A 24,206-nucleotide genomic window follows, 5' to 3' on the forward strand; every position below is an offset into this window, starting at 1 on the left:
GGGAGATTGCTCCTCAGGCCAGAAATGATATTGCATGGCAATATACGAAAACATTTTGCTTTTTCTATCTTCTTACGGTATAAGACTGGATGGATTTCTTCATATCCCGCCCAAAATTCTTTAATTGCTGATCCATCTGTTTGGTCATACGGGCAGCCACTTCGTCGGTGGCAATGCCGTCCACACGGACAAGAGGAGCTTCAATAGGAATGGTAATGTTTGTGACAGGAGACACAGCGGGAAGAGCATGTCCCGGCAGTCCAATCCCTTGAATGAAATCCTCCGGCCGGTAAGCGCCCCAAGCAAAAAGATTTCGGCTCAGATCCGCATTGGGGATAATGTCACCGGCCGCTACCGGAGTCAAAACCGCCCGGCGGTTGGGGGAAATTACAATCTCATCGCCGTTGCCGTCGGAGGTCCAGGCCCAGGAGGATGCACCGGCCCGGCGCGTGCCCGCGGCGTAGCGGCGGAACCATTTTGATACAGCCCAGCCGGTGAGGCCTCCGCCGCGGATCTTCAGCCAGTGACCGTCGTCTTCCAGAACCTCTACTTCTGTTCCGTTGGGGAGGGCTCCCAATAGATTTCGGCTATTGGAGGAGGACTGGCTGGAACGGATATTGACCCCGCTCTTTGCGGTGACGACAGCATTGGCGGAGCCGGAAGCACCACTTTCGCCGTGCATCCGCCGGTATTCTTCTGAATTCAGGAAGCCCTGCCGGACTTCCTCGGCGGACATGCCGGAAGCCATCGCAGCCAACCAACTGGCCAGACCGCCGGCGTCTGCTTCCCGGCCCAAAAGATCACGGTAGAGACCAAGAATATAATTCTTATCTTTGTCTACGGCAGCCGAAACCTCGTCGGAATTGGTTCCGTTATTAACCTGGCCGCTTTGGATCGTCCCATTATTCTGTTTGGTTACGGCTTCATTTTGTTTGTCAATGGAATGCAGCATGGACTCTGTGGCCTGAGCGACCCGCGCCGCCATTTCGTCGTAAGCATTGGACATTTCTTCCAGCCGGGCGGTGACAGATGCACCGGCGTCGGCTACCGTACCGGAGTAACTGGTGACAGCATTGCCGGCGGTGGCCCACACATCAGTAATCACTGTGCTGATCTGATAGCCGGTTTCGCCGGCCAGTGTCTCAAGACTGCTTTGGACAGTGGAGACATTGCTGTTAATCTCGGAGGTCAAGTCACCGAGAGCTGTTTTGGTGTCCTTGGCATATTCGTCCAGGGAAGTCTTGAAGTCCTCAAAATCCTGGTCCAGGACATCGACCTGAATCTCATATTTTTTGTCAGCTTCCGTGTCCGCCAGCTTTTCTTCGGCATCAGCCAGATCCGCCTTCAACTGTTTGCGGCGTTTCTTGGCATAATCGGAGTCGTTTCCTTCCAGCGCGGCCAGTTGGCGCTCCAGCTCTTGAATATTACCAGTTTGCTCGGCAATGTTTTTCTGATATTCCGCCTCTTCTTTGGTGGTTTTCAGAGCTTCCTTGCGCTTGTCCAGGATTTCCTCGTAGGCGTCTGCTTCCGCGTCCAGCTTATTCTGGATCAGGTCCATCATCTCGTCTTCATAGGAATAGGCATCCGAGATGGCGTCCCGGTAGTTGCCCATCAGTTCATTGCGCTTTTCCATGTAAGCGTTGTAACCAGAATTTCCCATCTGATTTGCGCCGCTTTTTGCAGCCGCGGCATCCAGATCCTCCAGAGCCTTTTGGTATTCTTTCATGGACTGCCTGGCGATCGCAAGTTTTTGCGCTATAAGCCCGGCAGAGGCGATGCCGGCCTCCGTATAAGCTCCCGTTGATTGATCTACCAGATCCTGGCGTTCCAAGAGGCCCAGTAAAAAGTCTGTTTCATCCGTTAAGTTCTGAAAAGCGTCCAATTTACGTTCCAGATGATCCCATTTGATCTCGTCCATGGCCTGCTGCATTTCCAGGATATTTTTGGTGCAGCCGTCAATGGCATTGGCATTATCCAGGATCTGCTCCGTCAGATCATACCAATCTTCGGAGCCCTTAACAATGGTACCCTGGGCAACTTCCTTGTCGAGAAGCGTCTGCAACTCGCGATTGGCGGCTTCCAGAGAACTCCGTTCCTGTTTGGAAATTTCCTGCATCCGCTGATAATAGGCGCTTCCAATGGAGTCTCCCCGCGCTTCCAGGAGATCCAGCTGGGTTTCATAGCGGGAACGCTTTGAGTCCAGAAGGCCGTTCTGGTTTTCCAGGTCGGTTTGGAGATTTTCCAGCTTTGCCTTGGCATTCTCACGAATCGCATCGGTATAGTCGTCCGCAGCCTCAGAGGCCTTCTGATAAGCTTCCTTGCTGGAAGAAAGGAGCGCATTGTATTTTTCCGCTAGGATCAAGGTGTCTCCGGAGAGAGAGGAAGTATCGATTTTCTCTTTTGCCTCAAAGGCGGAGAGAAATTGATCGCCGGTGGCATTTTTCAGCAGGCCGATTTGAATCGCCAGCTGGGTATTGGCGTCGACCAAAGTGTTGTTGAAGATATCCAGCTGATTTTTCAGATTCTGGGTTTGCTGATCCAGAAGATTGTTTTTTTCCGTGAGACTGAGAGAATGTTTGTAGGCGCTTTCCAGCCGGGACATGGCATCGTCCAGGCGGTCGATCTTCTCTTCGGCCTCCTCCAGGCGGAGATTAGCGAAATCTTCTGCAGCGTTTCGGATGTCATCCCGGAGCCCCACCAGCTCGTCGGAGCAGTCCTGGGCTTTGTCATAGAAATCCTGGAAGGTATCGATCGCTTCCTTCAAGTCCTCATCCGTGATGGTTTCCAGGTCAATCCGGCCGGAACGGACCAGCTCCTTGTACTCGTCGGAGAGGCCAGAGGAATCCGCCTGCTGCTGATACCGTGCAGCGGCTTCCGTGAGAATCCGCATGTGTTCGGTCATGTTTTGGAAGGCTGCGTCAAAATTTGCCTTTTTGGCAGCAACGGATACGGCGGATTCCACAGCATTCAGGAATTGTTCGGTGCGGGCTTTCAGGACATCCAGCTTTCGGACAATCCAGTCGACTAATTCTTCGAAGGAATCTTCGGCATCGGAGACTGCTTTAGATTTGGAAGATGTTGATTTGGAAGTTTTCTTTTCGCTGACAGAATTAGAGTCATTGGAAGAACCAAAGGCAGGAGATCCACCGTAGCCTCTTAGAAACGCATCGCCTGATTTTGAGAAGGTTCCTTTTGAGTAAGCCTTTCCCCGCCCTCCCCCGGAGGTGACGTATCCGTTTTTGAACAGCTCTTCGGTTTGTCTGTGATTAAAGACGATGGCGCCTTTAGGGATCGTGGCAAATTCTGCACCGCGATCTCCTACGGTCCAATATTTATCGCCATAGACGATAAGTTCTTGGCCTAATTCACCTGTTAATGCGGTTTCTCTTTGGCTGGTACCCCATTTACCTCTAGCATGGGCGGTTCCGTTATGGAAGCCACGCCCTCCGCCACGAGACGTTCCTCCTGTTGAAGGTTTGTTCTCTGTGGAGGTTACACTATTCGTGGAAATCGTATTGATCTTAAAAGTGGCGCCCAGCGAGGCAAGGGCTTGAACAGCAGCAATAGCAGCAGATAAGGAGATTAACTGAATTTGAGCATTAAATGTGCTTAGCTGGAAGTCTTTTGGCCTGAGGATAAAGCTGGTTAACTGTTGGACGGTAGTTATTATCTGATTAACTGCAGTTGTCGCAGGATCACTATTAAAGCTGTTGATCTTTTCTAAGGAACTTTCCAGGTTCGTGATTCGGTCTTGAGTTTTCTGATAATCGGTGGACCCTGGTTTCTGCTTGCTGAGTTCCTCCTTCGCACTGCTGATTTCATTTTCCAGATATTCTTTCGCAATCTGGATATTCATTTCCGTCGGTTCGGTTAGCCCCTGCTCAATTTCGGCGATTTGATCGAGTAAGATATCAGCATTTGCTATTAAATTGATTTTTTGCTCATCGGTTATTTCAGATGAATTGATCTGCTCAATTAAGCGGTCATAATTTTGCCGGAGATTCGCCAATTTCTCTGTTTCAGAATCATAAGTCAATAATCCTTCAGCTATTGGCTCTGCAAGCTCCGCCTTAACTCGCCTGATCTCCTCCAAATTTTCTAGAACCTGAGAAGTGCGTTCCTGATCTTCCTCAGAAGTGCCATTCCAGCTTCCATCCTCGATCATGGAAGCTTTGGTGGCAAGCGCTTGGGCTTCCAGCAGTTCCAACGCATTATAGTTGTTGGCGGCATTGTCAATTAATTCATCGCTCCAATCAAATGTTTGACCAAAGGTATAGGATTCTAAATCGCCAAATAAAGAGAGGGCAGTTTCCCGCGTTAAATTCAACTGATCAACGAAGTTTTCCAGCTTGACGCCTTCTGCTACTTCAAAATGTTCAGTATCGCCGACTAGCAGGCCCTTTTCAAGAGAATCTTGGACAAATTTCGTGATTCCCTCGTCATCTCCCGTAAAATATCTTTGCAGGGTGTCGTCATAGTATTTTTTCATACTGGCAACCCCTTGGTCAATTATATCTTCCGGAATCAGGAGGCGAGCGCCGGCTTCAAATTCGGCAGTACCAAATCGTTGTTCAGAAAACCCTTTTTTTAAGTCCTCCATTGCCGATAGACCTGTGTTATATTCGTCTTCAGGGCTAGGAGCAGATTTGGAATTCCGGTAATTGTCAAAGGCATTACTGGTGCCGAGGAGCTGTTGTTCCAGCAGATAGTATTGGTTAATTTCGGAAGCAATGGTTTCCATCTCGGCCAGTGTCGAGGATACTTGAGATTGAGTGGCCGTATTATAGTTGTCATACCCATCAAGAAGATTATTCAGTTCTTGATTTAGTTTGTGGTATTCCAAATATTTATTGGCCTTTCCTTCTTCAATCTTGGCTTGTATTTCTTTTTCCCTTGACTCGGTAAGCTTTGCAACTGATTCCTCATGGAGCGTAATGCGGTCGCCTTCTACGGAAAGACAGCCGGCATAATCGCTGGAATAACCGATTAACTGTTTATATTGATCAATGGAGAGCGTAGAATTCTGATTGGCAATTTGGGAAAGCAGTTCCTGTTCTTCTGCAAAAGTGCCGACATTAGTTGTAAGCGCAGGAATTTCAAGTTTTGTCTTTTGAAATTCATCAACAGCATTTTGGAAATCTTCTAAGGTCCAGGAGCCAGATTGGTTGCTGGCTATAAGTGTGTAAACAATTTCAATCGTTTCATCTGAAGCCGTGAGCAGATATTCCAATAGTGGGTCTCTGTCGGTAGACATTGCAGCGGCGCTGCCTAGTGGAGCCAACAGATTAAGACCTTGATCCGCAGCTAGTTTTGACAAAATTGATGTGCGCATTTCCGGAATGCTTTTTTCTATACCTGCGATAGCACCAAACGGATCTAGTACGGCAATACTTTCACGGAACAAGTTATCAAGACGACTGGCGAGAGATTCATATCCTTCGATCACCATACCGGTTTCGGAATCATAAAGTGCTGCTGATGCGGTGATTAAATCGGAAATCTGACTTTTTATATTAGCTTCATTGTTTTCTACAGAAGCTTTGATCGCATCCCTTTGCGGCTGATCATCGTTCCGGACTGCTGAGGCTAGTTTGCTCTTTAGATCTTCCAGAGTTTCAAGATCATTGTAAATTTTATCAATTTGATCTACATATTCGAATGATGGAATTTGGATTACATTACCAGGCCCCTTCTCAAAAGTTGTTTCTCCAACTTGGACGGCTTCTTTTTGTGTGATAGACGCTGCCGCGTTGGCAGCGTTGTCCTTGGCGACCTGATCTTGCGCAAGCTTTTTTAAGGCCAGCTGACGTTCCATTTGCGCCGTGATATTTTCCAGCCGACTCAGTTCCTGTTGCTCGGAAAATGTCAAAGGGGCTTTATTTTGCAGTTCCTCCATCCGTTGTTTGACTTCAGATAGATCATCATTCAGCGATCCGATTTCAGAATGTAGAGATTCAAGTTTTACCTGTGTTTCTTGGATACTTTCCTGAGCACTTTTGGATGATTGAAATATACTGGAGACAATGCCGAGAACTACGACACCTACTCCCAACAGGCCAAGTTTTGGTAAAGTTAGCATGTCGTTGTAAAAACAGTTGCCTATCTGTTTTTCTTATGGTATTGTAAATGGAAAGTAAATAAACCATTAAACGTGAGGAGAGGTAAAGTGAATAAAGTAATGATAACGATGGGGTATAATTTTGAGGGGTATCGAATTGTAGAATATTTAGGGATTGTTGCGGTAGATATGATTATTGATCCTAAGGATGTGAGGCAGTTTGGAGAAAAACATATAAATGAAGTCTATACTAGAATGAGAGAGGATGCTATAAAAATTTTGAAACAAAAAGTCATTGATTTAGGAGGGAACGGAATTATAGGTTTCAATAACTATATTCAATCCCCTAATCCGGCTTATCCTAGGGGGTTTTCTTGTATGGCTACGGCGGTACGACTGGAATAAAACAAAATTATATCTGCCTAGGCAAACGGTTGGCAGTTGCCGATAATTTTTTGTTATATACATGGACTATACAATAAAAGCACACCCATTAAGGTAGGATGTACTCCAAGGATGGGTAGTCTCTGGGCATTTTCTCCTGTTAAAAACTCTTATTATGTGTTAACAACTTATTCAGTTTAGCCAAACAGCTCTGTCAGATAAACTTTATAAAAGTATTTTGACTTATATCTTTCATGGCGAATGGCAGGAGAATGTGCTGCTGATTGAGTTGTGCCTTGTGGCGCGAAAAACAGATTTTCCAACCTTTCCGTTTGTCGTTACCGACTTCGTTTTGGTTCTATTTTTCTTCCCTGTTCCAGCAATATGAGAAATTATAAACTCATATCGGGTTGATTCCCGTTACTCCTTTCCGTGACGTATACGGATTTTTCTGGAATTGTATCCCACCCCATTTTTGTAGGAGTCTTTTCCAGAATAGCCCTGTTATCCAAAACTTGGTTGGTATTGAGCTGATGTTATTGTATCCCAGGAGGATACAACACCGGTTAAGCCGGAAGCAATACTGCCAAACGCGGATGCAGTTTGCAGCAGGCCACCGGAAGCATTTTTCGATTCTTTTCCAACTCCGGCTAACCCGGAGCGCATGGAATCTAATTGACGACTGATCTTGCTAAGTTGCCTTTCGAGTTTTTCCGTCTGACTGTTGATATCTCCGTTGAACTGTAACTCTAGTTCAACGATCCTTTTTTGTGTCAGAGAATTCAGTTGTTCCTGGGCGGCGCTGTCGTCCAGTTCAACCAATAGTGTTTGACTGGGATTTTGTGCCATATATAACTCCTTTCGATGAGAAGAATGGGCTCCTTTTGGAGCGGTTAACGTGTGACATCTATGTAATATCTTTCCCAGTTAAGAGTGAATAGGCAAGCCTCTAACAGAGGAAGGATTTGTTGTCGTTCTAAGAGATCTGTCTGTGAGAAATTATAGAATGAAATTTTAATACGTCTCTTTGGGAAAGGTGATCCATGAGAGAAAGTTTATGTTCCAGACTGCCGTTAACAAGATCGATCCCTCTGGCTTGTTCGCCGTATGTGGAGATAAGCTGCTGCTGAATATCAAAAAGCTGGGATTTTGCTGATAGAGTCTCTGTTTCAGATAAGGTACCGGAATCTAAAGAATCTCTTAGTTCTTGTATTTTGGATTTTTGACTATCAAGTGTAGAAACACTGGATGAAAATGCTTCCGCGGATTCCCTGGCAGTTTTGACTGCTTCCTCTTTGTAATGAATTAAATAACTGATGCCATTGGAGATGAGACTAAAAGCAGCGCTGATTCCGGCACTGATGCCGAAAGACATAAGGCCGTTTAGAGCGGTGGAGGCAAGTTGGGTACCGATGGCAGCCTTTTGGGCAGCAGCGGCTTGCTGATTGAGGTGTTGGTTGAGACCGGCGATTGAGTATTGAGATGCGTCTGTTGTGCGCATGTACTGTTTTGTGGATTCGTCAAGGCTTTTAAATCGACTAAAAGCTTTATCAAGTCCTTTGCTTTGTGCTACTGAAAAAGCTTTTGAAATTTTACTTTCTTGGTCAATACCAATAGTATGCGAATTTCGTGGAATATTAAAAGCGTTGGACATCGTTAATTTGTTGGTTTTTTCGTCTCTTGCAAATTGCAGGCTGTAATATTGTTTACAAAGTACTGTTGTGATGTTATATTTATGTAAACTATATTGTAAAATGAAATTAGGAGGTAAATTTATGGAAGATTATGTAGGTGTGTGTTTGAATTGCGGAGATGTTGATTTTGATACAGAAAGATGTCTTTTATGTGGAGGAACATTTGTTAAAACAAATATAAAAAAAGAAAATTACATTGATGCCATAAACGTTTGGGATGAAGACATAATTGATAGATATCTGGTCTGGAGGTATATAAATAAAATAGATGATCCGGATATATCTAGGGTAGAGCTGGAAAACATGTGGATTTGCCCAAGATGTGGAGATATGTTAAGCGAGGCCAATACGAAAAATTGTATCTATTGTGGATGCACAATGGTTCCAACGAAGTACACAATAGAATACATTTTAAAAATGACTGAAAAAGATTATCCAAAGTTTATGAAAAAGATTTTCAATGAGTATTGTTACCATAACCCCTTGTTTGATAAAATAGAATTTCATCGCCGCAGAATTGAAAATGGTGAGGAATCAGACCCTAAAAAAGAGTTAGCCGAAATGATCAGTGAAGCAAACAAAAAGTCCTCATGGGGCCTAGCCATGGATCCAATGGAACTGGCAGGATATTGCACAACTTTTGATGATAATGATGATTAAAGAAGATGCTCCTGCGGGGGCTTCTTCTTTTGTATACAGAAAATTTCCTCCTCACTTTATGCCTTCTATACAAATCTTCCAGGCACCGGAAGCCACAACAGCACATGGCATACGCATAGAGTATGCCCGTATTCCCGTGATGTGCGCACGTTAGCCCTGACTATGCCATCCGGAAGCAAATGCTCCCGTCAACCATTATAGTCGATGAACATTCCTCTCCAGGAAAAGAGGCTTTGCTGCAGATTACCCTGTCCGCCGCCTTGTCACGATCCCCGGTCCCTTTCAGGCCGGCCGCCGCAGAATGAATGATATTTCCTGATCTTCTGCGGTTTCGTAACGGCGGATTATGGTTCACCCTGTCCACGAATACGAGATGGAGCGCAAAAGCGCCAATTTCGGTTGTTTCCTATGCAGTCCCTTGTGTCACATAAAGACACTCGTTCCGTGTTACCACCGGACTGCAGCGGGCCATTTATTAAAAAATAAACCAGAAGGGAGCATTTAACCCCTCACCCGCGTCTTTTGCAAATGAATTAGATAAAGCGAGAAGTGCACGGCCTTGGGCAGAACTATCCAAAAGTTGTTTTCTGGAAGACTCCGTATTAGATGAGGCTGTATTTGTTTGGATATTGATAGATCCAGTACGAATTTGTGGGTTTTTAAGAATGTCTGCGCCTTCGCCGGTTAATTTGACCTCCAGTTCCACAAATCGCTTTTTTGTTAGAGAATCTAATTGTGTCTGAATTTGTCCCAGATTGGTGATTTGTAATTGGCCGGACATAGAGAGCTTGTCGCCTGAACGCGATTGATTGTTGCTTGATTCTTTCGTCCCAGATGAATTGGTTTCAGGCTTGAGCTTTGTTTTTTGTGCCATAAAAAAACTCCTTTCAGTATTTTGAGAGGCTCCCAGAGGGAGCAGTTAATAAAGAAACATTTATATTAAATCATTCCCAGCACGGATAGAACGTGGTAAGTTCCGGTGGGAGATTGATGAGCGATCGTTTTCATACTCGATAGTTCTTGATTTAGTTTGTGGTATTCCAAATATTTATTGGTCTTTCCTTCTTCAATCTTGGCTGTATTTCTTTTTCCCTTGACTCGATAAGCTTTGCAACTGTTTCCTCATAGAGCGTAATGCGTTCGCCTTCTACGGAAAGACAGTCGGCATAATTGCTGGAATAATCGATTAACTGTTTATATTGATCAATGGAGAGCGTAGAATTCTGATTGGCAATTTGGGAAAGCAGTTTCTGTTCTTCTGCAAAAGTGCCGACATTAGTTGTAAGCGCAGGAATTTCAAGTTTTGTCTTTTGAAATTCATCAACAGCATTTTGGAATTCTTTAAGGTTCAGGAGCCAGAGTGCATGCAATGGAGAAATAGTTGTCTATCTATTTTTTTTGTGATATGGTAGGCATATAAAAATGAAGCAAAAATGACAGGAGGTCGCTAGGTATTGAGTGAGGTATTAATAACAACAGGATACAATTTTGAAGGGTATCATATCGTAAAATATTTAGGTGTTGTATCAGCAAACTTGAATCCTAAATATTATTTAGGTGATATGTTGAAAAAGGTCGATGTAGATAATGTTTTTAAGAAAATAAAAGCTGAAGCATTGGAAAGATTGACGGAAGAAGCAATCGCGTTAGGTGGGAATGGGGTGATAGGATTACAATGGCATCAATTTGAGTTTGGAATAGTTCCTTGTTTATCATGTATTGCTACAGCAGTTTTGCTCGTAAAAGAAAAGAATTAAATCTGCCCTAGACAAACGACTGGCAGAGTGCCGATAATTTTTAGAGAAACATGGACTATACAATAAAAGCACATCCACTGAGCAGAATGTACTCCAAGGATGGGTGGTCTCTGGGCATTTACTTTTGTTAAAAAACTTTTAATATGAGTCGACAATTTATCATGAAAACAACTAACTTATTAATCCTTGGAAACCATTCCTTGTACAGATAGCATGAAAATTTCCAGGAAGAAAAGGTTTTCTTCTCTTTCAAAATCGACCGTATCCCTTCGTATCTAAAACTAACTGCAATTCTTCCCTCTTCCATTGTCCCTCCTCAAAACAGGAGCTATAATAACTCTAACAAATAAATCCATCAACATATCCCCACTGTTTTGAAAGGAGACCCCATGCCATACGCTCTAACCCACGCCGCCATCTTCGACGGTACCAATACCGACGAACTCCGTCTTGACCAAACAGTCCTCATAGACGGCGAGACCATCACCTCTATTCAGGACGCCTCCCTCCCAATCCCGGAAGGTTACGAGATCCATGATCTGACCGGAAAGTTCCTTCTCCCCGGCCTGATCAACCTCCACGCTCATCTGTTCGGCACCGGAAAGCCAAGCAAAACACTGGCCGGGGAAAGCGGCTCCCAGAAGCGGATGGTTCATTTTGCCAATTCCCGTCTGGGCCGTCCGGTAATTGATGGGATGGTCAAAAAACATGTGCAGACTGCCCTGCATGCCGGTGTGACCACGATCCGTTCCTCCGGAGATTTTGCCTATTCCGACGTGCGCACCCGTGATAAGATCCGCGCCGGAAAATTGCTTGGTCCGCGTCTGCTGGTTCCAGGACCGGCGATCACTTGCGTCGGCGGCCACGGGGACGGTACCTTTGCCGTCACCAGCAACGACCCGAAAGAATTGGCCGGATATGTGGACCGAAACGCTTCCCACAAGGTGGATTGTATCAAGATCTGTGTGACCGGAGGCGTGATGGATGCCAAGGTGAAAGGGGAGCCCGGCGAGGTAAAGATGACTCCGGAACAGACGAAAGCGGTCTGCGGCCGGGCCCATGAATTGGGGTATCACGTGGCGTCCCACACGGAGAGCAGCAAAGGCATTAAAGTCGCGCTGGAAAATGGAGTGGATACAATCGAGCACGGCAGCTTTTTGGATGAGGAGCTGGTTGAATTGTTTCAAAAGACCGGCGCCGCGTTCATCGTCACCACATCCCCGGCTTTGCCGCTGGCCAAACTTCCGACCAGCATCACGATGCTGAATGATCTTTGCCTTTATAATTCGGAGGTCGTGATCGACGGGATGATTGCCGGTGCAAAAAAGGCAATGGAAAACGGAATCCCAGTGGGACTTGGCACCGATGAATCCTGTCCGCTGGTGACTCCTTACGATATGTGGCGGGAAGTGGCCTATTTTGCTAAGTTCTATGGCGTTTCCAATAGCTACGCCCTGCACACGGCTACGCTAGGAAATGCAAAGATCATCGGCCTGGACGCTGAGACCGGTTCAGTGGAAGAAGGCAAGTGCGCGGATTTGATTGTGGTGGATGAGAATCCTTTGGAGAATCTGGAGGCTCTTCGGCAGATGCGTCATGTGATGGTGCGGGGACATTGGCTGGAAACTCCGGCGGTAGAGAAGAATGCTCAGATCGAAGAATGGCTGGATTCTTTGATGAAATAAGAGGGGCGGGACTGGCTTTTGTCAGTCCCCTTTTTCATCTGCTCCCGGTTCCTCTAATTTGTATTCGCCGCTGACCTTCTGGGCAATGGTGCGAATAGCATCTTCCATTTCATCCTGATTGGAAAGCATCTTTCGGTTGAGGGCGGCGATTTCTTCCGGCGTCATCAATTCGATCACCTTTTCAGCATATTCATTTTGCTTCTTTTGATTTTCCAGAAATTCATCCTGTTTTTTCAAAAGATCTTCTTCCTGCTTCCGGATGAGAAGTTCTGCCTCCAGGGCCTCCGCCAGTTTTTTCTGTACCGGTGAAGCGGCTGCTATGAGGCGCTCCCGGTGGAAATCTGCCAAGTCGCGGGCGCAGTCATCCACCTCTGTCAGAAGCCAGGAAAAGCGGTTTTCCTCAAAAAGGGAGCGGAGCTCCTCATCTTCCATACAGTCATAGACCGTCTCACCCTCTTCATAGGTAATGCCTTCGACACAGAGTGTAAAAAATCCGGCCATCAGGGCTTCCAGAGCGCGGTAAGGGGTGTATCGGATGGCGTCGTCCTTTTCTGTATCAAAATAGGAATCGGCGACAATGGTGATAAAGCGTTCTCTTTCCGGGAAAGAAAGGTGTTTTTTTACGTGGATTTTTTCTTTTTTCATAGCTGACAGCTCCTTTATAGTTTTCTCTCGCACCAGAGCCGATAGAGCTCCTGGAGGGCGGAGGTTTTCCGCCAGACAAATACCAGCCGGTCGTCGGAACCGCAGATGATATCCATCAGCAGTCCGTCGGCTTTGCCGGAGTTTAAATATTTGTAATTCTGCTTCATATTAGGGATGAGCAGACAATCCTCCATTTCATAAAAACAATGAAATAGTTCACTGTATGCACGCATAGACAGTTCCTCCTGAATATTAAAAGAATCCGGCGGGCCGGATTTCCTGCGCCGCTGTGAAGCGGCATTTTTTTGGCACAGCTTGCCCCAAAGGGGAGATTCTGTGCAAATAAAGCGGAGCGTTTGAAAGGAACAGGATGCAGGTTTATCGATTACAAAAAAATAGGCATAAGGGCATCCAAAGAATAGGATGCTCTTATGCCTAGGATAAGAGTGGAAACGGCCAGCCTGGCCGCCGTACAAAGAAAATCCTATTCAATCGCAGGAAAGGGGATCAAAAAATCCGTCTTTCCTCAGCGTTTCCGCTTTCGTTAACATATTAGTTCGCTGCCGGATCTTCTCCGAGAATTTTCATTAGTTGCTGCCGTACGCCTTCCCGGCACTCATCCAGGGAAAAGTCAATCCGGGAGAGCTTTTCCCTGGCGGCTTTCCGGGACAGGTATCCGTCCCGGTAGTCACAGAGGAGGAGAAACAGCTGGTAGTGCTCTTTGGTATCGGTAATCGAGCGCCAGGGGGTGAAGGAATGTTTTTTCAGACAATCGTCACAGGTGTGGTAGCGGCGGCCGCAGATCAGGCAGCGGTGATTCAGCTCACTGGCCATTTATCCTGCAATATAAATATTGAACAGGCGCTTCTCCAGATCGCAGTAATCCTGCATCATCGTCATGCTGAACGGATGTCCACCGTCGGTTGTGAAGCTAAGATCCATATCGGGTTTCAGCTTGGCATTCGGGAATACCACGTAAGCATAATAAGTCTTTGCGGAATCGCAAACATCTTTTCCCATAACCTCCATGACAAACTTGCCGGCGGTCGTGAAATTAGAAGCACTGTTTTCCAGTACCACTGCCTTGTCAGTCTCATATTCATAGAAAACGGCAATCATTCCAGTTACGCCAGTGGGAACTGTGATTGTTTTGGTAGCAGCGTCCAACGTAAAGGTGGAAGCGGAAAGCGTAGAACCCTTCGCATACTTGGTGCCCAGAGAGCTGTCATTTTTCAGAGCATAAATGTATTCGATCTCGTTGCCAGCCGGACCGGCAGGAACGTGTTCCAGTTCGATTTTTCCTTCTTTTACAAGGCACTGCTGGTAGGCAGGTACACAGATTTTAATGTCTTCATCAGCCAGCTTTTTCTCAGAACCAAACTGAGCCGCCGCCAAATTCGTATCGAACAAGGCATTGGAAGCGGAGAATTCCGCGCTCTTGGAACGGTCAAACTTCATGATCACGCTGCCGATGGCGTCCGTCACGTCCGCAGACTCGCTGGTCATGCTCAGGCTGGCGTCTTTAATCTGAGTAATGGACCACAGCACCTCGCCGGTTTCGGGAGAGAACATCGTACCTCTTCTGACACGGTCAATAACAAAATTGTTTAAATCGAAAGCCATAATTTTTTCCTCCTTACAGGGTCCGGTACTTTAATCCAAGTCCCGGAAATAGTTGAGTTCTTTTTTGTTGACCTTTTTCAGGTCGATGCCAAAGCCGGAATATCCGCTCTGCAAGAGCAGATCCGTATTTTTTATCGAAGGAATGCGCCGGACGCTGTCCATAAAGGCCAGGAGCTTCATGTCCCAGACCGTGTTATGGTTGTAGCCGAAGCCCTCCATGCCAAGCATGGTAGAAATCAGAGGCATCAATGAAGATTCATATTCTTTGTTTTTTTGAAGCTGGAATTCTTCTTCCGCTTCCTCTAAGAGCGCCTTATGCGTGAATTCATTGCCGGAGATTTCTACATGGCGTTTCAGGCCATGAACTTTCCGCAGAAACGAGACCATCAGTTCATGGATGGAGGCATCAATAATCGAATTGGTATCCGGATTGTACAGACACAGCTCGCCGTTTTCCTGATTGAGATACCGGCCATAGGTTGAGAGGTCCAAAGACCCCAAAAGCAGGCTGGTATCTTCTTTTTGGAAGCTCTTGGCATAGAGCAGGAACAAATCAAAATCGGAAATTTCTTCCCAGTTGATTCCTTGCAGGTGGAGCTGATATTTGCAGTCGGTCGGGGTGGCACAGAGCATATGGACGACAGTAAAATATCTCTGTTCACCGAAATCTGCAATTTCTCCCAGGGTTGGCTGGTGAATCCGAATGAGGTCATTGATGACATAGTCCTCGCCGCGGTAGATTTGCAACATATCATTTTTCATCGTTTGGCATTCAAGTCCTTTGTCTCGAAAATCAGCCGTCGGTAGTAGTACGAGTCCTCAATGGCGCCTTCCCGGCTGCTGACGAGAGACAGCGGACCAAATCCTCCAAGATCGGAGCGTCCGTTAAATTTCTCGTCCAGAAGGCGGGCAATGGCGTCATTGCGGCTTTCGGTATTTTCCCCTCCTTCAATTAAGATGTGGGTGGGTGAGGAGAAAATCCAAAGCTCCAAAGTAGGCCGTACCCAAGCTTTCCCGGAAACCGAGGGGAAGAGATGCACCTGAACGGTGAGATAGGTTGGAATAGAAGTGTTGATTTCCGGCAGCTTTTTATAGGGGAAGAGGCAGCTTCCGGGAAGCGTCTCGGAACTGCTTTCAATGAGCGCTGTCAGCGCGCTGTCGGCGTTGATTTCCTGAATGACTTGATTTTTTAGATTTGTAATAATAGAACTGGTGGCTATGGTTGGCACCTCCTTTGATAAAAAATTGATTGGATAAAATAAGGGAGCGGCCGGAAGGCGCTTCGGGGATGACGCGTTCTTCCGGCCGGATGAGATATGGGAAGGAGAAAGGCTTTGGCAGGTTTCTTTCTCCCCTAAAGAACCAGAACGGATGTTCGATAAAAGCGCGCTTATTCGTGGGTTCTTCCATGTTCTGGAAACTGGTTTCGGAAAGAGAGGAGGGAAATTTGTAAGTTTGGGACGGGCTAGGATTCGAAAGGGCATTGTTTTGAAAAATGAAACCCGTAAATAGAGATTTCTCCGTCCTCTTGCTCCGACAGCATTTCCACCGGTCTGGCGCTTTCTTGTATTAATTGGTAGAAATCCAGGTTCGGACAGCCAAAGAGCAGGCGCAATGCCGTTCGTCCGGTCAGACGGTGTTCTGGTTTTTCACAGCAGGACAGAAGGTGGAGCATGGTGCTCGAATTCATTTTTCGGCTTTGGATATAGTCGGAAGCCTGACGGCGGAGTTCCTCCGCCCGGACCCTTTTCTCCTCGGAACTTGAAGCTTCGGAGGCATAAATCCGATTGATTTCCAACCTGGTTTCTTCTAATAATGAAAAGATTTTTTCAACCTGGCGGTAATTGACCTCGGAGGAACGGTACTCATTCTTATTGAGGATTTCGGAAAAGGGGAGAAATTCCTTTTTCTGATTGTTCCGACCGTCGGTCCGCTGAAAGGAGTTTACACATTTTTGAAGGTAGTCCATGGAGGTTTCATGGCGCTGATAGTTCTTCTTGGCCGGATCATAATAGCCCTTGGTTTTTGCAATATGAGCAAAAAAGTGCGGCTTGATCGCCCGTCCTTCGGCATCTTCCCGGTGGTATTTTTCCCGGATTTTCTTGAGCTCTGCCGTGCTGTCGATGACAAACTCTTTTTTTGCCTTGTCAATCTCAATTCCGGATAGGATATCCAGTTGACAGATATCCCGATAAATTTCCTGAATTTCTTCCCAGGACGCCTGATGGTTCATCTTATCCCAGAGCAGGGAATTTAACTCTTGAGACAGGTTCACAATTTCTCCGATTTTGTTGGTGCTGGTACGGATATCCAGGTCGGCTTTTTCTGCGCTGGTAAATTTCCGCTTCCGTTTTTGGGACGCCGCATGATTGACCGGGACCAAAAACTCATCGTAGTGAAGCCTGGCCGCGGCGATCAACGTCGGATCATCGGTGCAGAGCAGGGAATCGGAGTCAAAATCTGATCCACTGTTGCGGTCCAACACGCTTTCCCCGATGGAATTCATACAGAGGATCTCCGGCGTCAGATTCAGATAACGGTCAATGGCTTCGTCCGCCACATTTTCCGGAAGCCATACATTGGAAATCGTAATGTGCGGAGAGCGGCTGCACAGGATCGTCTGCTGATAAGGAAAGCGAGTGCTGTGGACATGCCCGGCGCCAAGGCGGGAGACGCCGTCAAAACGGCCGATACTGGCGAGCAGCATTTCCAACGGGTTTCCCAGCAATGTGGAATAATTGCCATTGACCAGCACATGCCCCTTTTTTAAGTTCTTGACAAACGCTTTGGTCAGTTCTCCTTTGAACTCATGGTAGCTTTTGGTCTCCGCAAAGCGTTCGTTCAGTCCCAGCAGCCGGAAAATAATCTCGTTTTTCGAATGCAGAGGCCCCTCCGGCAAAACGGCGTCAACCGGGTATTTGACATAGTAGCGGACCACAGCAGGATCTCTCTTCAAACGATGGAGATAGTCCAGAGAGGGGGTCAAAAAGCGCTTCATGTCGTCCTCGCTCAGGTGAAGAGTGTTTAAGAGCTGGTAGTGGGTGGAAACCATACGCCCGCCAAAATAGTGTGTCGGTTTTTCGTATTTTACAATACCGAACGCAGGCTCCAGTTGATCCAGCCACTGATCGAAGGTCCCAAATTTCAAATATTTGATGCTGCTGGGCGTTGTGATCAGCTTCACTTCGTCCAGCGTTCGGGCACGGGTGACTCCATTTAGCTGGGCGACTTCCGTAATCCCGTTTTCCTGGAACCAAAGTGACAGGTTGGCGTTAAAGCAGCAGGATTTGAAAAAACGATTGCGGAGCAGAAGCATACCTTTCTCTTCGTATTTTCCAAATAAGCTTTTGTCCATCAGCGACTGGCCGTCAAAAATACTGTTGCGGATTTCGGTATCGGCTTCCTTGGTGGACAGCCAGGTTCCTTCGATGGTTGTCTCCATGGCCCGTTCTTTAAAAACGCTCTCATAATCGTCGATCAGGAGAATGTTTTCCGGACGGATCGTCAGGGTGTCTAAGATCGAGGAGGTGGTCAGAGAGATATAGGATTCCCAGGCAGCCAAATCCACGGGCTGCCCCTTTTTTAGTTTGAATCCGCAGCATTCCCAGCGGTGCATCTGCCGGTACAAGCGTTCTTCAATAAAGAGGCATTTGCCGACGCGGGCGGAGCCAGAGGAACGCTTGAAGCGGACATAGGGAATCCCGTTGCAGATAAAACCGTTCTCGTAAAGCTCTCCTCGGAGCTCTGAGACTGTCATCAGGGTCGGAATGCGTCCGGGCTGATAGCTGACGCCGTCGTAGGTGAAAAAACCTTCTGCCAGCGCCGGTTCCGCCGGTGCACTGACGGGGACTCCGGTTTCCACTGCCAAAAGCATTCCGTCCTTCATGCAGATATGGTCGGTGAAGACCAGCTCTCGCGGGTCCACCCCTTCCCGGACATAGACGCCGGGCCGGACATGGTTGAACTGCTTGACATTATAGTGGAAAGTGACGTTGATGACGCGGGTCGTATACTCGAAACCATTTTTCCAGAAAGAAAAGCGATTGTTCCGGCAGACCTTTTCGTAAACTTCGCGCAGTTTTCGAAGTTCCAGGCTCTCATCCAATGTGTTGATGAATTTCCGGAGGCGGAGGGATCCGTCCGGACGGGTGATCTCATAGCCGGATGGATTTCCGGCGAGATGGTTGGCAAGATAAATGTCTTTGGCGTCAAGGGAGAGGATCCGTACGCCAGCGGGATTTCCTTCGATGGTTCTCACTCCTTACTGTTAAAACTCGGATTTCTATCATCCGTGGATAAGCAAAGCTGACGCAAGGCGAAGCATGAACTTTTTGCAGTCTGGTTAAGCTGTGTTCAACTGTTCTTCGGAATACTGCGACTGATATTCAAAAAGCTTCGCCATGCAGCTGCTTTTTGTGTGAGGCTGCTTTTGGGTTTTATTTTTCCTCATAGACGTTGATTTCTTCGATGTAGGTATCATAGGGACTGTCGGTGCGGCACCAGGTAGGCGTGCGGCGGGAGCGGTGGTCCGAAGGAGGATAAAAGTCCTGCGCCCTGAGAACCGGGGGACTTTGACGGTGATCGTATTTTGCCATATTCTGGCGGATGGTATGGGTAATATTGCCGGAACCGGCAGGGATTTTTTCATTCTGATTTTGCTGCATAGCTTTCCTTCCTTTCTGTTTCATTTCAAATGAGGACGGAAGGGCGCTGGGGAGAAGTAAAAACAAATATAGAACATATATTCGATTTTTGCTGGGTAAGGAGAGTATACCCCGGATCGAGACATTTGTCAAGAGAGAAAGTTGTAGGTTGATTAGAGTGTTAAATGATAAAGTATAAGGTAGAAATGGCTGATTTTACTGATGGTATTGGTATAAAAACAGAAAAAGATGGAACAAAATTAAATTCAAAAATTTGTATTCGTTCGTATTGACTTCCCGGAGAGAAGATGCTATAATACAGAAAACGAACAAATGTTCTTTTGGATAAACCAATTAGAGCGAGGACAAGGCCGCCGCTGGGGAGAATGTGGGGGCAGGAAACTTAGCAATACGATCACTGGGGCGAGGACTTATCCACCTTAGTCGATTAAAGAGAGTGCACGGAATGTGAGACGCCGTTTCATGACAAAGCAGCAGACCGATGCCGGAGATTTCTTCTATAAGACAGGAGGATGCAGAGACTGTATTTTGTAAATGAAAAAACCAAGAGAGTTTTCGTCAATCGGAAGGAAAGGACATTTTATGAGTGCAGATAATGGAATTTACATACTGGCGGCGAAGGATCAGTACCGGGTGGCCCATGCCCAGGGCATTGACAATATTTACTGGTCTTTTTCAGAAGGATACTGCGGAGACAGGATTGTGCCGACGAGAGCGCTGGAAGTGTGGGGAAATCTGCCCCATACCGGCGATGCAGGGACCGCGATTCAGGTGGCGGAGAGAATCCGGAAAAAGATTCCGGTCTGTGAGTATGGGATCTGCGTCATTCCATTAAAGATGACCTGGAAAGACCTACTGCAAGAAGCCAAAGACTATGCAGGGGAGGAGCTGCGGTATCTGGAAGAAAACGGCTGCTGTTTTGAGGGAAACCGCAGGCTGCTTTGGGATATCCGGCGTGGGAAGATACGTTAAAGGCGGCCATTCGGCCGCCCCTTCAATCTTTCATATCGTCGATAATCGTTTCTATCATCTGTTTTTTTAGATAAACATCGAAACCCAGCATACATACCATGGCAAAATTTTGCAGGTATTCCCTGGATTCCTCCGGGACATCCGGGAAGGATTTTTCGGCCAGATTGATTTTTCCGAGAATGTCTTTGTAAAAAGGCCGGAACATCTGGGTTTCCAGGAGAACGATATCCTTATAGATATCTTTCATGCTGGGCCCTTCTTCCGCGGTGTTGCCGAAGTAGTGCTCATTGAGTGGATTCAGCAAGGTCTGGATATCGTTGATGGATAAAATATTTTTCAGGTAATAAATAAAAATTAAAAGAAGAAGGTGTTCCTGGCTGTACTTTTTCTTTTCTGAAGGGGGCAGCAGGTTGTTCTTCGTGTAATTATTGATCATGGTCTTGGTCAGGATCTTGTCGTCTGGATGGCGTTTGAATTCTTTCAGCTTTTCATCCATAAAAGTAGTGACCTGGTCCATGTAAAGATCGATATTCGGGAGCATGGACGGCTTGATATAAGCAAGTTTACCGTATTTCTCCAGCAGTTTTTCAAATTCTCTTGAATGCGCCATTCCTTAGTACCTCCATGTTCCCATTATATAGTAATTAAAACCAGATTACAAGCTTTTCTTACAGTGAAAGGGAGGTGCAAACCATACCTGTTATCATTCACTATCACAATTCCGCAAGATATTATTGGGCATTTTTGCACAAATATCCTGAGTCAGATGGCGCGAAACGGTGAGTTTTATTGTTTCTGTGCATTACGAAGCGCGTTGCTGTTCATGGAACTATGTTTTTTCGGGTCCGTGAATAGTAACTTACAACTCAGGGTGTAAAGGTTACATGAATCTCCACGATTTCGCTGTTGGTTCCCACCCGCATATTGGGTCCCCAGAGTCCGAGACCGGAGGTTACGATAGAGGTCATGGATTCGACTGTCAGACGGCCATAGGAATTTTCCCACATGGCCTGGATCAGCAAAGTAAACGGCCACAGCTGACCGTCGTGCGTGTGGCCGGATAAGTCCAAATCCACACCAGCTTCCGCCATCTCGGCGAGATCCCGCGGCTGATGATCCATGGCCAGAACCGGCTTGCTAAGGTCCAGGTGTTTGGTTAGTTCCGCCGGGGTCAGACGTCCGGAAGTCTCTGTTTTTTTGACGCGGCTCCGGTCCTTTCTCCCGATTAAATAAAACGAATCGTCGATGAGCACGGATTCGTCTTCCAGCAGCCGGATCCCGGCCTGGCTTAGAAAATCACGCAGCCGTTCGTCGTTGGTTTTCTTTTTGCCTTGAAAAGTAAAACCCAGCAAAATGGGCTCGTCTAAGTCGTGATTTCCATAGCAGGCATAGATCCCATAGCGGCTTTGCACTTTTTGGAACAAAGCGATCAGGTGCTCCGGATCCTGAATGGCACCGTAGTCATTGTCAAAGATATCTCCGGCGATACAAACCAGATCAGCGTCCATGGCGTTGATTTCCTCTACCATTTTTTCTATGTGGTGGACTCCGATGCTGTATCCCAAATGAAGGTCAGAGACAAAAGCTATCGTGAGGTCTGAATTGTTTCCTCCGGATTTTGCGATCGCAACATCATACTCTGTATGGTAGACCGTACCCGCGTGAAACGTGCCGTAGATGCTGACAGCCAGGATTGTGACGGCCAGAGTTCCGCCTGTCAGGGCAAGTACCTTGCGGGATTGCAGGAATTCAGGACGGACGAGGTGCGTCTTTTTCAGAATCAGACGTACCGCTTCCAAGATAAGGGAGAGCAGGATAATGTAAAGAAAAACACCGAGCCAGAAATTACTGACTCTTTTCATGAAAAATTCATAGGGCGTGGATTCCAGAAAGAAGGCGGCCACCGGGGAGGCTGCGAGACTCCAATAGACCGCCGCGTCCGCGATCAAAAACCAACGGCCCTGCAGCAGGCGGGTACAGGAACCCATCCATTGGTAGCTCCGTCGGAACAGGTAGTAGCAAAAAAATAGATAGACAGGGAGAATCAATATCAGTAACAATTTTATTCCTTCTTCCTAATACAATATTTTATGGTTCCAGCGTCTGACAGCCAGTCAGTCTCTTTTATGTTTCACTTGTTTTATAGCTGCCAAATCGATTCAATGGCGAGGCTGTTTCGGCTGGCGCTCGGATCAATCGTTACAGGGAGTTTCCTCGATCCGTAACAGGGAAGCTTCCGGGCGCGCTGCCTGACGATATTATATCATAGCAACTTTGGAACCGCAATCATAGGGAGAAATCAAACTTTTGTCGGAAAGAACCATGGACAGCGAATCTGGAATATGATATGATCATAGACAAAAGGTTTCATACCACAGGAGGGATAGAGCGATGGGAATCATTCAAAGATTTTCCGACATTATGTCGGCCAATATTAACGCTTTGTTAGATAAGATGGAAGACCCTTCCAAGATGATTGATCAGTATCTGAGAAATCTGGAGAGTGATCTGGGAAAGGTAAAGGCAGAGACGGCTTCGGTTATGGCGGAGGAGACCCGTTCGAAGCGGGCTCTGGACGACTGTGACAAAGAAATCGCGAAGATGCAGACTTACGCGGAAAAAGCGATCATGGCCGGAAACGACGCGGATGCCAGGAAGTTCCTGGAGAAGAAGAGCCAGCTGACGGAGACCAGGGCAAACCTGGCGCAGACCTATGCGGCAGCAGCCGATAACGCGGCTAAGATGCGTCAGATGCACGATAAGCTTTGCAAGGATATCGCTGCGCTGAACGCAAGAAAAGATTCGATCAAGGCTAAGATTGCGGTGGCAAAGACTCAGGAGAAGATCAACAAGATCGGGGCCAGCGTGGCGGGAAGCCAGGAGAATATGTCCGCATTTGACCGGATGGAGGCAAAGGCCAATCGGATGTTGGATGAGGCCAATGCGATGTCGGAGCTGAACCAGACCGCGTCGGATCCGGATGGCATTGACGCGCTGGCAGAAAAATACGATTCCGCGCCGGCTTCAGCTGTGGATGATGAACTTGCCGCATTAAAAGCAAAGTTGGGGAAATAAAGAATGGGATTGTTCGGCGGTTCCTCCGTGATCGAGTGGGAAGAATGTAACAGCGATACGATTTTTTGGAAGTGGCCGGATACGGAGATCAAGAAGGGCAGCCGCCTGGTGGTCCGGGCCGGACAGGATGCCATTTTCATGGTGGACGGAAAAATCGAGGGGATTTTTCAGGATGAGGGCAGTTATGACATAGAGTCAGATATCGTCCCGGTTTTGTCTACACTGAAAAATTTTCGGTTTGGTTTTCGTTCCAGCCTCCGTGCGGAAGTCCTCTTCGTCAATGTCAAGGATTTTACGGTAAAGTGGGGGACCAGAGGAGCAATCATGATCCCTCTGGACGGACTTCCCGGCGGGCTTCCGATCCGCGCGTTTGGTACCTTTCAGTGTCGGGTATGCGATTACATCAGCCTGATTGACCAGGTCGCCGGTGTCCGCCAGCTTTATGCGGTCGGCGATGTGAAAGATCGGGTGTCCGCCTGCCTGGATCCGCTTTTGATGAAGTGGATTGTGCAGGAGGGAAAGGACATCTTTCACCTTCAGGCCAGTTCGGCTGAGATTGCCAAGGGAATCTGCGAAGACCTGGATATGCAGATGCGGGATATTGGAATTGCCGTTGATGAATTCTACATACAGAATGTATCTTATCCGGAAGATGTGCAGGAGATTGCGAAACAGGCGATCAGACAGAACTTTACCGGTTCTGCGCCGGCAGGGGCAAAGCCGGCAGGCGGATCTGCACCGAATTTTTGTCCGAACTGTGGTACGGCGGCAGGCGGAGCTAATTTTTGCCCAAATTGTGGATATAAGCTGCGTTAAGTTTCGATTCATCTGGATTGCGGAGCAAGCATGAGGTCCGCATCTGTTCAAAGATAAGATTCCTCCCAAATGGCAGGGGTCTTATCTTTGTGTACGTTCCTGAATCAAATGGGATGCAGCGGTAATTGGAAGGCCCGGCCTGTCAGAGGACGCTGTGGAGAATAGGGGACTTT

At 47.1% G+C, this 24,206-nt stretch carries 22 protein-coding genes; 7 read left to right on the top strand and 15 right to left on the bottom strand.

The window, feature by feature from the left end:
• Positions 1-64: 64 nt before the first annotated feature.
• Entirely contained in the window at positions 65-6,052 is a 5,988-nt protein-coding gene (locus tag MUB23_RS11565; protein WP_244800669.1) for a DUF4214 domain-containing protein, read from the bottom strand.
• A gap of 114 nt (positions 6,053-6,166) precedes the next feature.
• On the opposite strand from MUB23_RS11565, the gene MUB23_RS11570 reads away from it, so the two are divergent.
• The gene (locus MUB23_RS11570) at positions 6,167-6,463 is read left to right on the top strand and encodes a heavy metal-binding domain-containing protein (protein WP_244800671.1); all 297 of its coding nucleotides are present in this window, start codon (positions 6,167-6,169) and stop codon (positions 6,461-6,463) included.
• Positions 6,464-6,946: 483 nt separating this feature from the next.
• Here the strand turns inward: MUB23_RS11570 and MUB23_RS11575 are convergent, their stop codons facing one another.
• Both MUB23_RS11575 and MUB23_RS11580 read right to left on the bottom strand, forming a co-directional pair.
• On the bottom strand, positions 6,947-7,291 hold the full coding sequence (locus MUB23_RS11575; protein WP_244800673.1) for a hypothetical protein: 345 nt from the start codon (positions 7,289-7,291) through the stop codon (positions 6,947-6,949).
• Positions 7,292-7,418: 127 nt separating this feature from the next.
• Positions 7,419-8,096 (bottom strand): hypothetical protein, encoded by a 678-nt coding sequence (locus tag MUB23_RS11580; RefSeq protein WP_244800674.1) that lies wholly within the window; start codon positions 8,094-8,096, stop codon positions 7,419-7,421.
• Positions 8,097-8,217: 121 nt separating this feature from the next.
• Here MUB23_RS11580 and MUB23_RS11585 point away from each other — a divergent pair, with 121 nt between their 5' ends.
• Positions 8,218-8,796 (top strand): hypothetical protein, encoded by a 579-nt coding sequence (locus tag MUB23_RS11585; protein WP_244800676.1) that lies wholly within the window; start codon positions 8,218-8,220, stop codon positions 8,794-8,796.
• A gap of 475 nt (positions 8,797-9,271) precedes the next feature.
• On the opposite strand, the gene MUB23_RS11590 is transcribed toward MUB23_RS11585, so the two are convergent.
• Together MUB23_RS11590 and MUB23_RS11595 are read right to left on the bottom strand one after the other, a co-directional pair.
• The gene (locus tag MUB23_RS11590; protein ID WP_244800678.1) at positions 9,272-9,670 is read right to left on the bottom strand and encodes a hypothetical protein; all 399 of its coding nucleotides are present in this window, start codon (positions 9,668-9,670) and stop codon (positions 9,272-9,274) included.
• Positions 9,671-9,821: 151 nt separating this feature from the next.
• Entirely contained in the window at positions 9,822-10,166 is a 345-nt protein-coding gene (locus MUB23_RS11595; RefSeq protein ID WP_244800680.1) for a hypothetical protein, read from the bottom strand.
• Between the two features lie 84 nt (positions 10,167-10,250).
• On the opposite strand from MUB23_RS11595, the gene MUB23_RS11600 reads away from it, so the two are divergent.
• Entirely contained in the window at positions 10,251-10,553 is a 303-nt protein-coding gene (locus MUB23_RS11600; RefSeq protein ID WP_244800681.1) for a heavy metal-binding domain-containing protein, read from the top strand.
• 389 nt (positions 10,554-10,942) lie between these two features.
• Complete coding sequence (locus MUB23_RS11605) at positions 10,943-12,238, top strand: amidohydrolase family protein (RefSeq protein WP_244800682.1); 1,296 nt, start codon at positions 10,943-10,945, stop codon at positions 12,236-12,238.
• Between the two features lie 21 nt (positions 12,239-12,259).
• Here MUB23_RS11605 and MUB23_RS11610 read toward each other — a convergent pair whose 3' ends face one another.
• From MUB23_RS11610 to MUB23_RS11645, 8 genes are all read right to left on the bottom strand, one after another.
• The gene (locus MUB23_RS11610) at positions 12,260-12,883 is read right to left on the bottom strand and encodes a hypothetical protein (protein WP_244800683.1); all 624 of its coding nucleotides are present in this window, start codon (positions 12,881-12,883) and stop codon (positions 12,260-12,262) included.
• Between the two features lie 14 nt (positions 12,884-12,897).
• Positions 12,898-13,116, bottom strand: coding sequence for a hypothetical protein (locus MUB23_RS11615; RefSeq protein WP_244800684.1), 219 nt, complete (start codon positions 13,114-13,116; stop codon positions 12,898-12,900).
• A 319-nt stretch (positions 13,117-13,435) separates the two neighbouring features.
• Complete coding sequence (locus tag MUB23_RS11620) at positions 13,436-13,717, bottom strand: hypothetical protein (protein ID WP_244800685.1); 282 nt, start codon at positions 13,715-13,717, stop codon at positions 13,436-13,438.
• A complete protein-coding gene (locus MUB23_RS11625) occupies positions 13,718-14,506 on the bottom strand; it encodes a hypothetical protein (protein ID WP_244800686.1) in 789 nt (262 codons plus the stop codon). It abuts the gene before it with no gap.
• A 30-nt stretch (positions 14,507-14,536) separates the two neighbouring features.
• Positions 14,537-15,268 carry a hypothetical protein gene (locus MUB23_RS11630; protein ID WP_244800687.1) on the bottom strand — a complete coding sequence of 244 codons (732 nt, stop codon included), beginning with the start codon at positions 15,266-15,268 and terminating at the stop codon, positions 14,537-14,539.
• Positions 15,265-15,735, bottom strand: a complete 471-nt coding sequence (locus MUB23_RS11635) for a hypothetical protein (protein ID WP_244800689.1) — start codon at positions 15,733-15,735, stop codon at positions 15,265-15,267. Before MUB23_RS11635 ends, MUB23_RS11630 begins: the two co-directional genes overlap by 4 nt.
• Positions 15,736-15,971: 236 nt before the next feature.
• The gene (locus MUB23_RS11640; RefSeq protein WP_244800690.1) at positions 15,972-18,764 is read right to left on the bottom strand and encodes a hypothetical protein; all 2,793 of its coding nucleotides are present in this window, start codon (positions 18,762-18,764) and stop codon (positions 15,972-15,974) included.
• Positions 18,765-18,942: 178 nt separating this feature from the next.
• Positions 18,943-19,170, bottom strand: a complete 228-nt coding sequence (locus tag MUB23_RS11645; protein WP_244800692.1) for a hypothetical protein — start codon at positions 19,168-19,170, stop codon at positions 18,943-18,945.
• A 582-nt stretch (positions 19,171-19,752) separates the two neighbouring features.
• Between MUB23_RS11645 and MUB23_RS11650 the strand changes: the two genes are divergently transcribed.
• A complete protein-coding gene (locus MUB23_RS11650; protein ID WP_244800694.1) occupies positions 19,753-20,142 on the top strand; it encodes a hypothetical protein in 390 nt (129 codons plus the stop codon).
• 22 nt (positions 20,143-20,164) lie between these two features.
• On the opposite strand, the gene MUB23_RS11655 is transcribed toward MUB23_RS11650, so the two are convergent.
• Together MUB23_RS11655 and MUB23_RS11660 are read right to left on the bottom strand one after the other, a co-directional pair.
• Entirely contained in the window at positions 20,165-20,752 is a 588-nt protein-coding gene (locus MUB23_RS11655) for a DUF1836 domain-containing protein (protein WP_244800695.1), read from the bottom strand.
• Between the two features lie 256 nt (positions 20,753-21,008).
• Positions 21,009-22,202: a metallophosphoesterase gene (locus MUB23_RS11660; RefSeq protein WP_244800697.1), complete on the bottom strand. Its 1,194-nt coding sequence runs from the start codon at positions 22,200-22,202 to the stop codon at positions 21,009-21,011.
• Between the two features lie 331 nt (positions 22,203-22,533).
• Between MUB23_RS11660 and MUB23_RS11665 the strand changes: the two genes are divergently transcribed.
• Positions 22,534-23,217 carry a PspA/IM30 family protein gene (locus MUB23_RS11665; RefSeq protein ID WP_244800699.1) on the top strand — a complete coding sequence of 228 codons (684 nt, stop codon included), beginning with the start codon at positions 22,534-22,536 and terminating at the stop codon, positions 23,215-23,217.
• Between the two features lie 3 nt (positions 23,218-23,220).
• On the top strand, positions 23,221-24,033 hold the full coding sequence (locus MUB23_RS11670) for an SPFH domain-containing protein (protein ID WP_244800701.1): 813 nt from the start codon (positions 23,221-23,223) through the stop codon (positions 24,031-24,033).
• Positions 24,034-24,206 lie beyond the last annotated feature (173 nt).

The sequence above is a fragment of the Cuneatibacter sp. NSJ-177 genome, from assembly GCF_022867805.1.
Classification (GTDB): Bacteria; Bacillota; Clostridia; order Lachnospirales; family Lachnospiraceae; genus Pseudolachnospira.

Excerpts from the sequence above, each read along its gene's own strand:
- MUB23_RS11575 (WP_244800673.1), bottom strand. The coding sequence starts at position 7,291 with ATGGCACAAAATCCCAGTCAAACACTATTGGTTGAACTGGACGACAGC.
- MUB23_RS11580 (WP_244800674.1), bottom strand. The coding sequence starts at position 8,096 with ATGTCCAACGCTTTTAATATTCCACGAAATTCGCATACTATTGGTATT.
- MUB23_RS11585 (WP_244800676.1), top strand. The coding sequence starts at position 8,218 with ATGGAAGATTATGTAGGTGTGTGTTTGAATTGCGGAGATGTTGATTTT.
- MUB23_RS11590 (WP_244800678.1), bottom strand. The coding sequence starts at position 9,670 with ATGGCACAAAAAACAAAGCTCAAGCCTGAAACCAATTCATCTGGGACG.
- MUB23_RS11605 (WP_244800682.1), top strand. The coding sequence starts at position 10,943 with ATGCCATACGCTCTAACCCACGCCGCCATCTTCGACGGTACCAATACC.
- MUB23_RS11610 (WP_244800683.1), bottom strand. The coding sequence starts at position 12,883 with ATGAAAAAAGAAAAAATCCACGTAAAAAAACACCTTTCTTTCCCGGAA.
- MUB23_RS11615 (WP_244800684.1), bottom strand. The coding sequence starts at position 13,116 with ATGCGTGCATACAGTGAACTATTTCATTGTTTTTATGAAATGGAGGAT.
- MUB23_RS11620 (WP_244800685.1), bottom strand. The coding sequence starts at position 13,717 with ATGGCCAGTGAGCTGAATCACCGCTGCCTGATCTGCGGCCGCCGCTAC.
- MUB23_RS11625 (WP_244800686.1), bottom strand. The coding sequence starts at position 14,506 with ATGGCTTTCGATTTAAACAATTTTGTTATTGACCGTGTCAGAAGAGGT.
- MUB23_RS11630 (WP_244800687.1), bottom strand. The coding sequence starts at position 15,268 with ATGAAAAATGATATGTTGCAAATCTACCGCGGCGAGGACTATGTCATC.
- MUB23_RS11645 (WP_244800692.1), bottom strand. The coding sequence starts at position 19,170 with ATGCAGCAAAATCAGAATGAAAAAATCCCTGCCGGTTCCGGCAATATT.
- MUB23_RS11650 (WP_244800694.1), top strand. The coding sequence starts at position 19,753 with ATGAGTGCAGATAATGGAATTTACATACTGGCGGCGAAGGATCAGTAC.
- MUB23_RS11655 (WP_244800695.1), bottom strand. The coding sequence starts at position 20,752 with ATGGCGCATTCAAGAGAATTTGAAAAACTGCTGGAGAAATACGGTAAA.
- MUB23_RS11665 (WP_244800699.1), top strand. The coding sequence starts at position 22,534 with ATGGGAATCATTCAAAGATTTTCCGACATTATGTCGGCCAATATTAAC.
- MUB23_RS11670 (WP_244800701.1), top strand. The coding sequence starts at position 23,221 with ATGGGATTGTTCGGCGGTTCCTCCGTGATCGAGTGGGAAGAATGTAAC.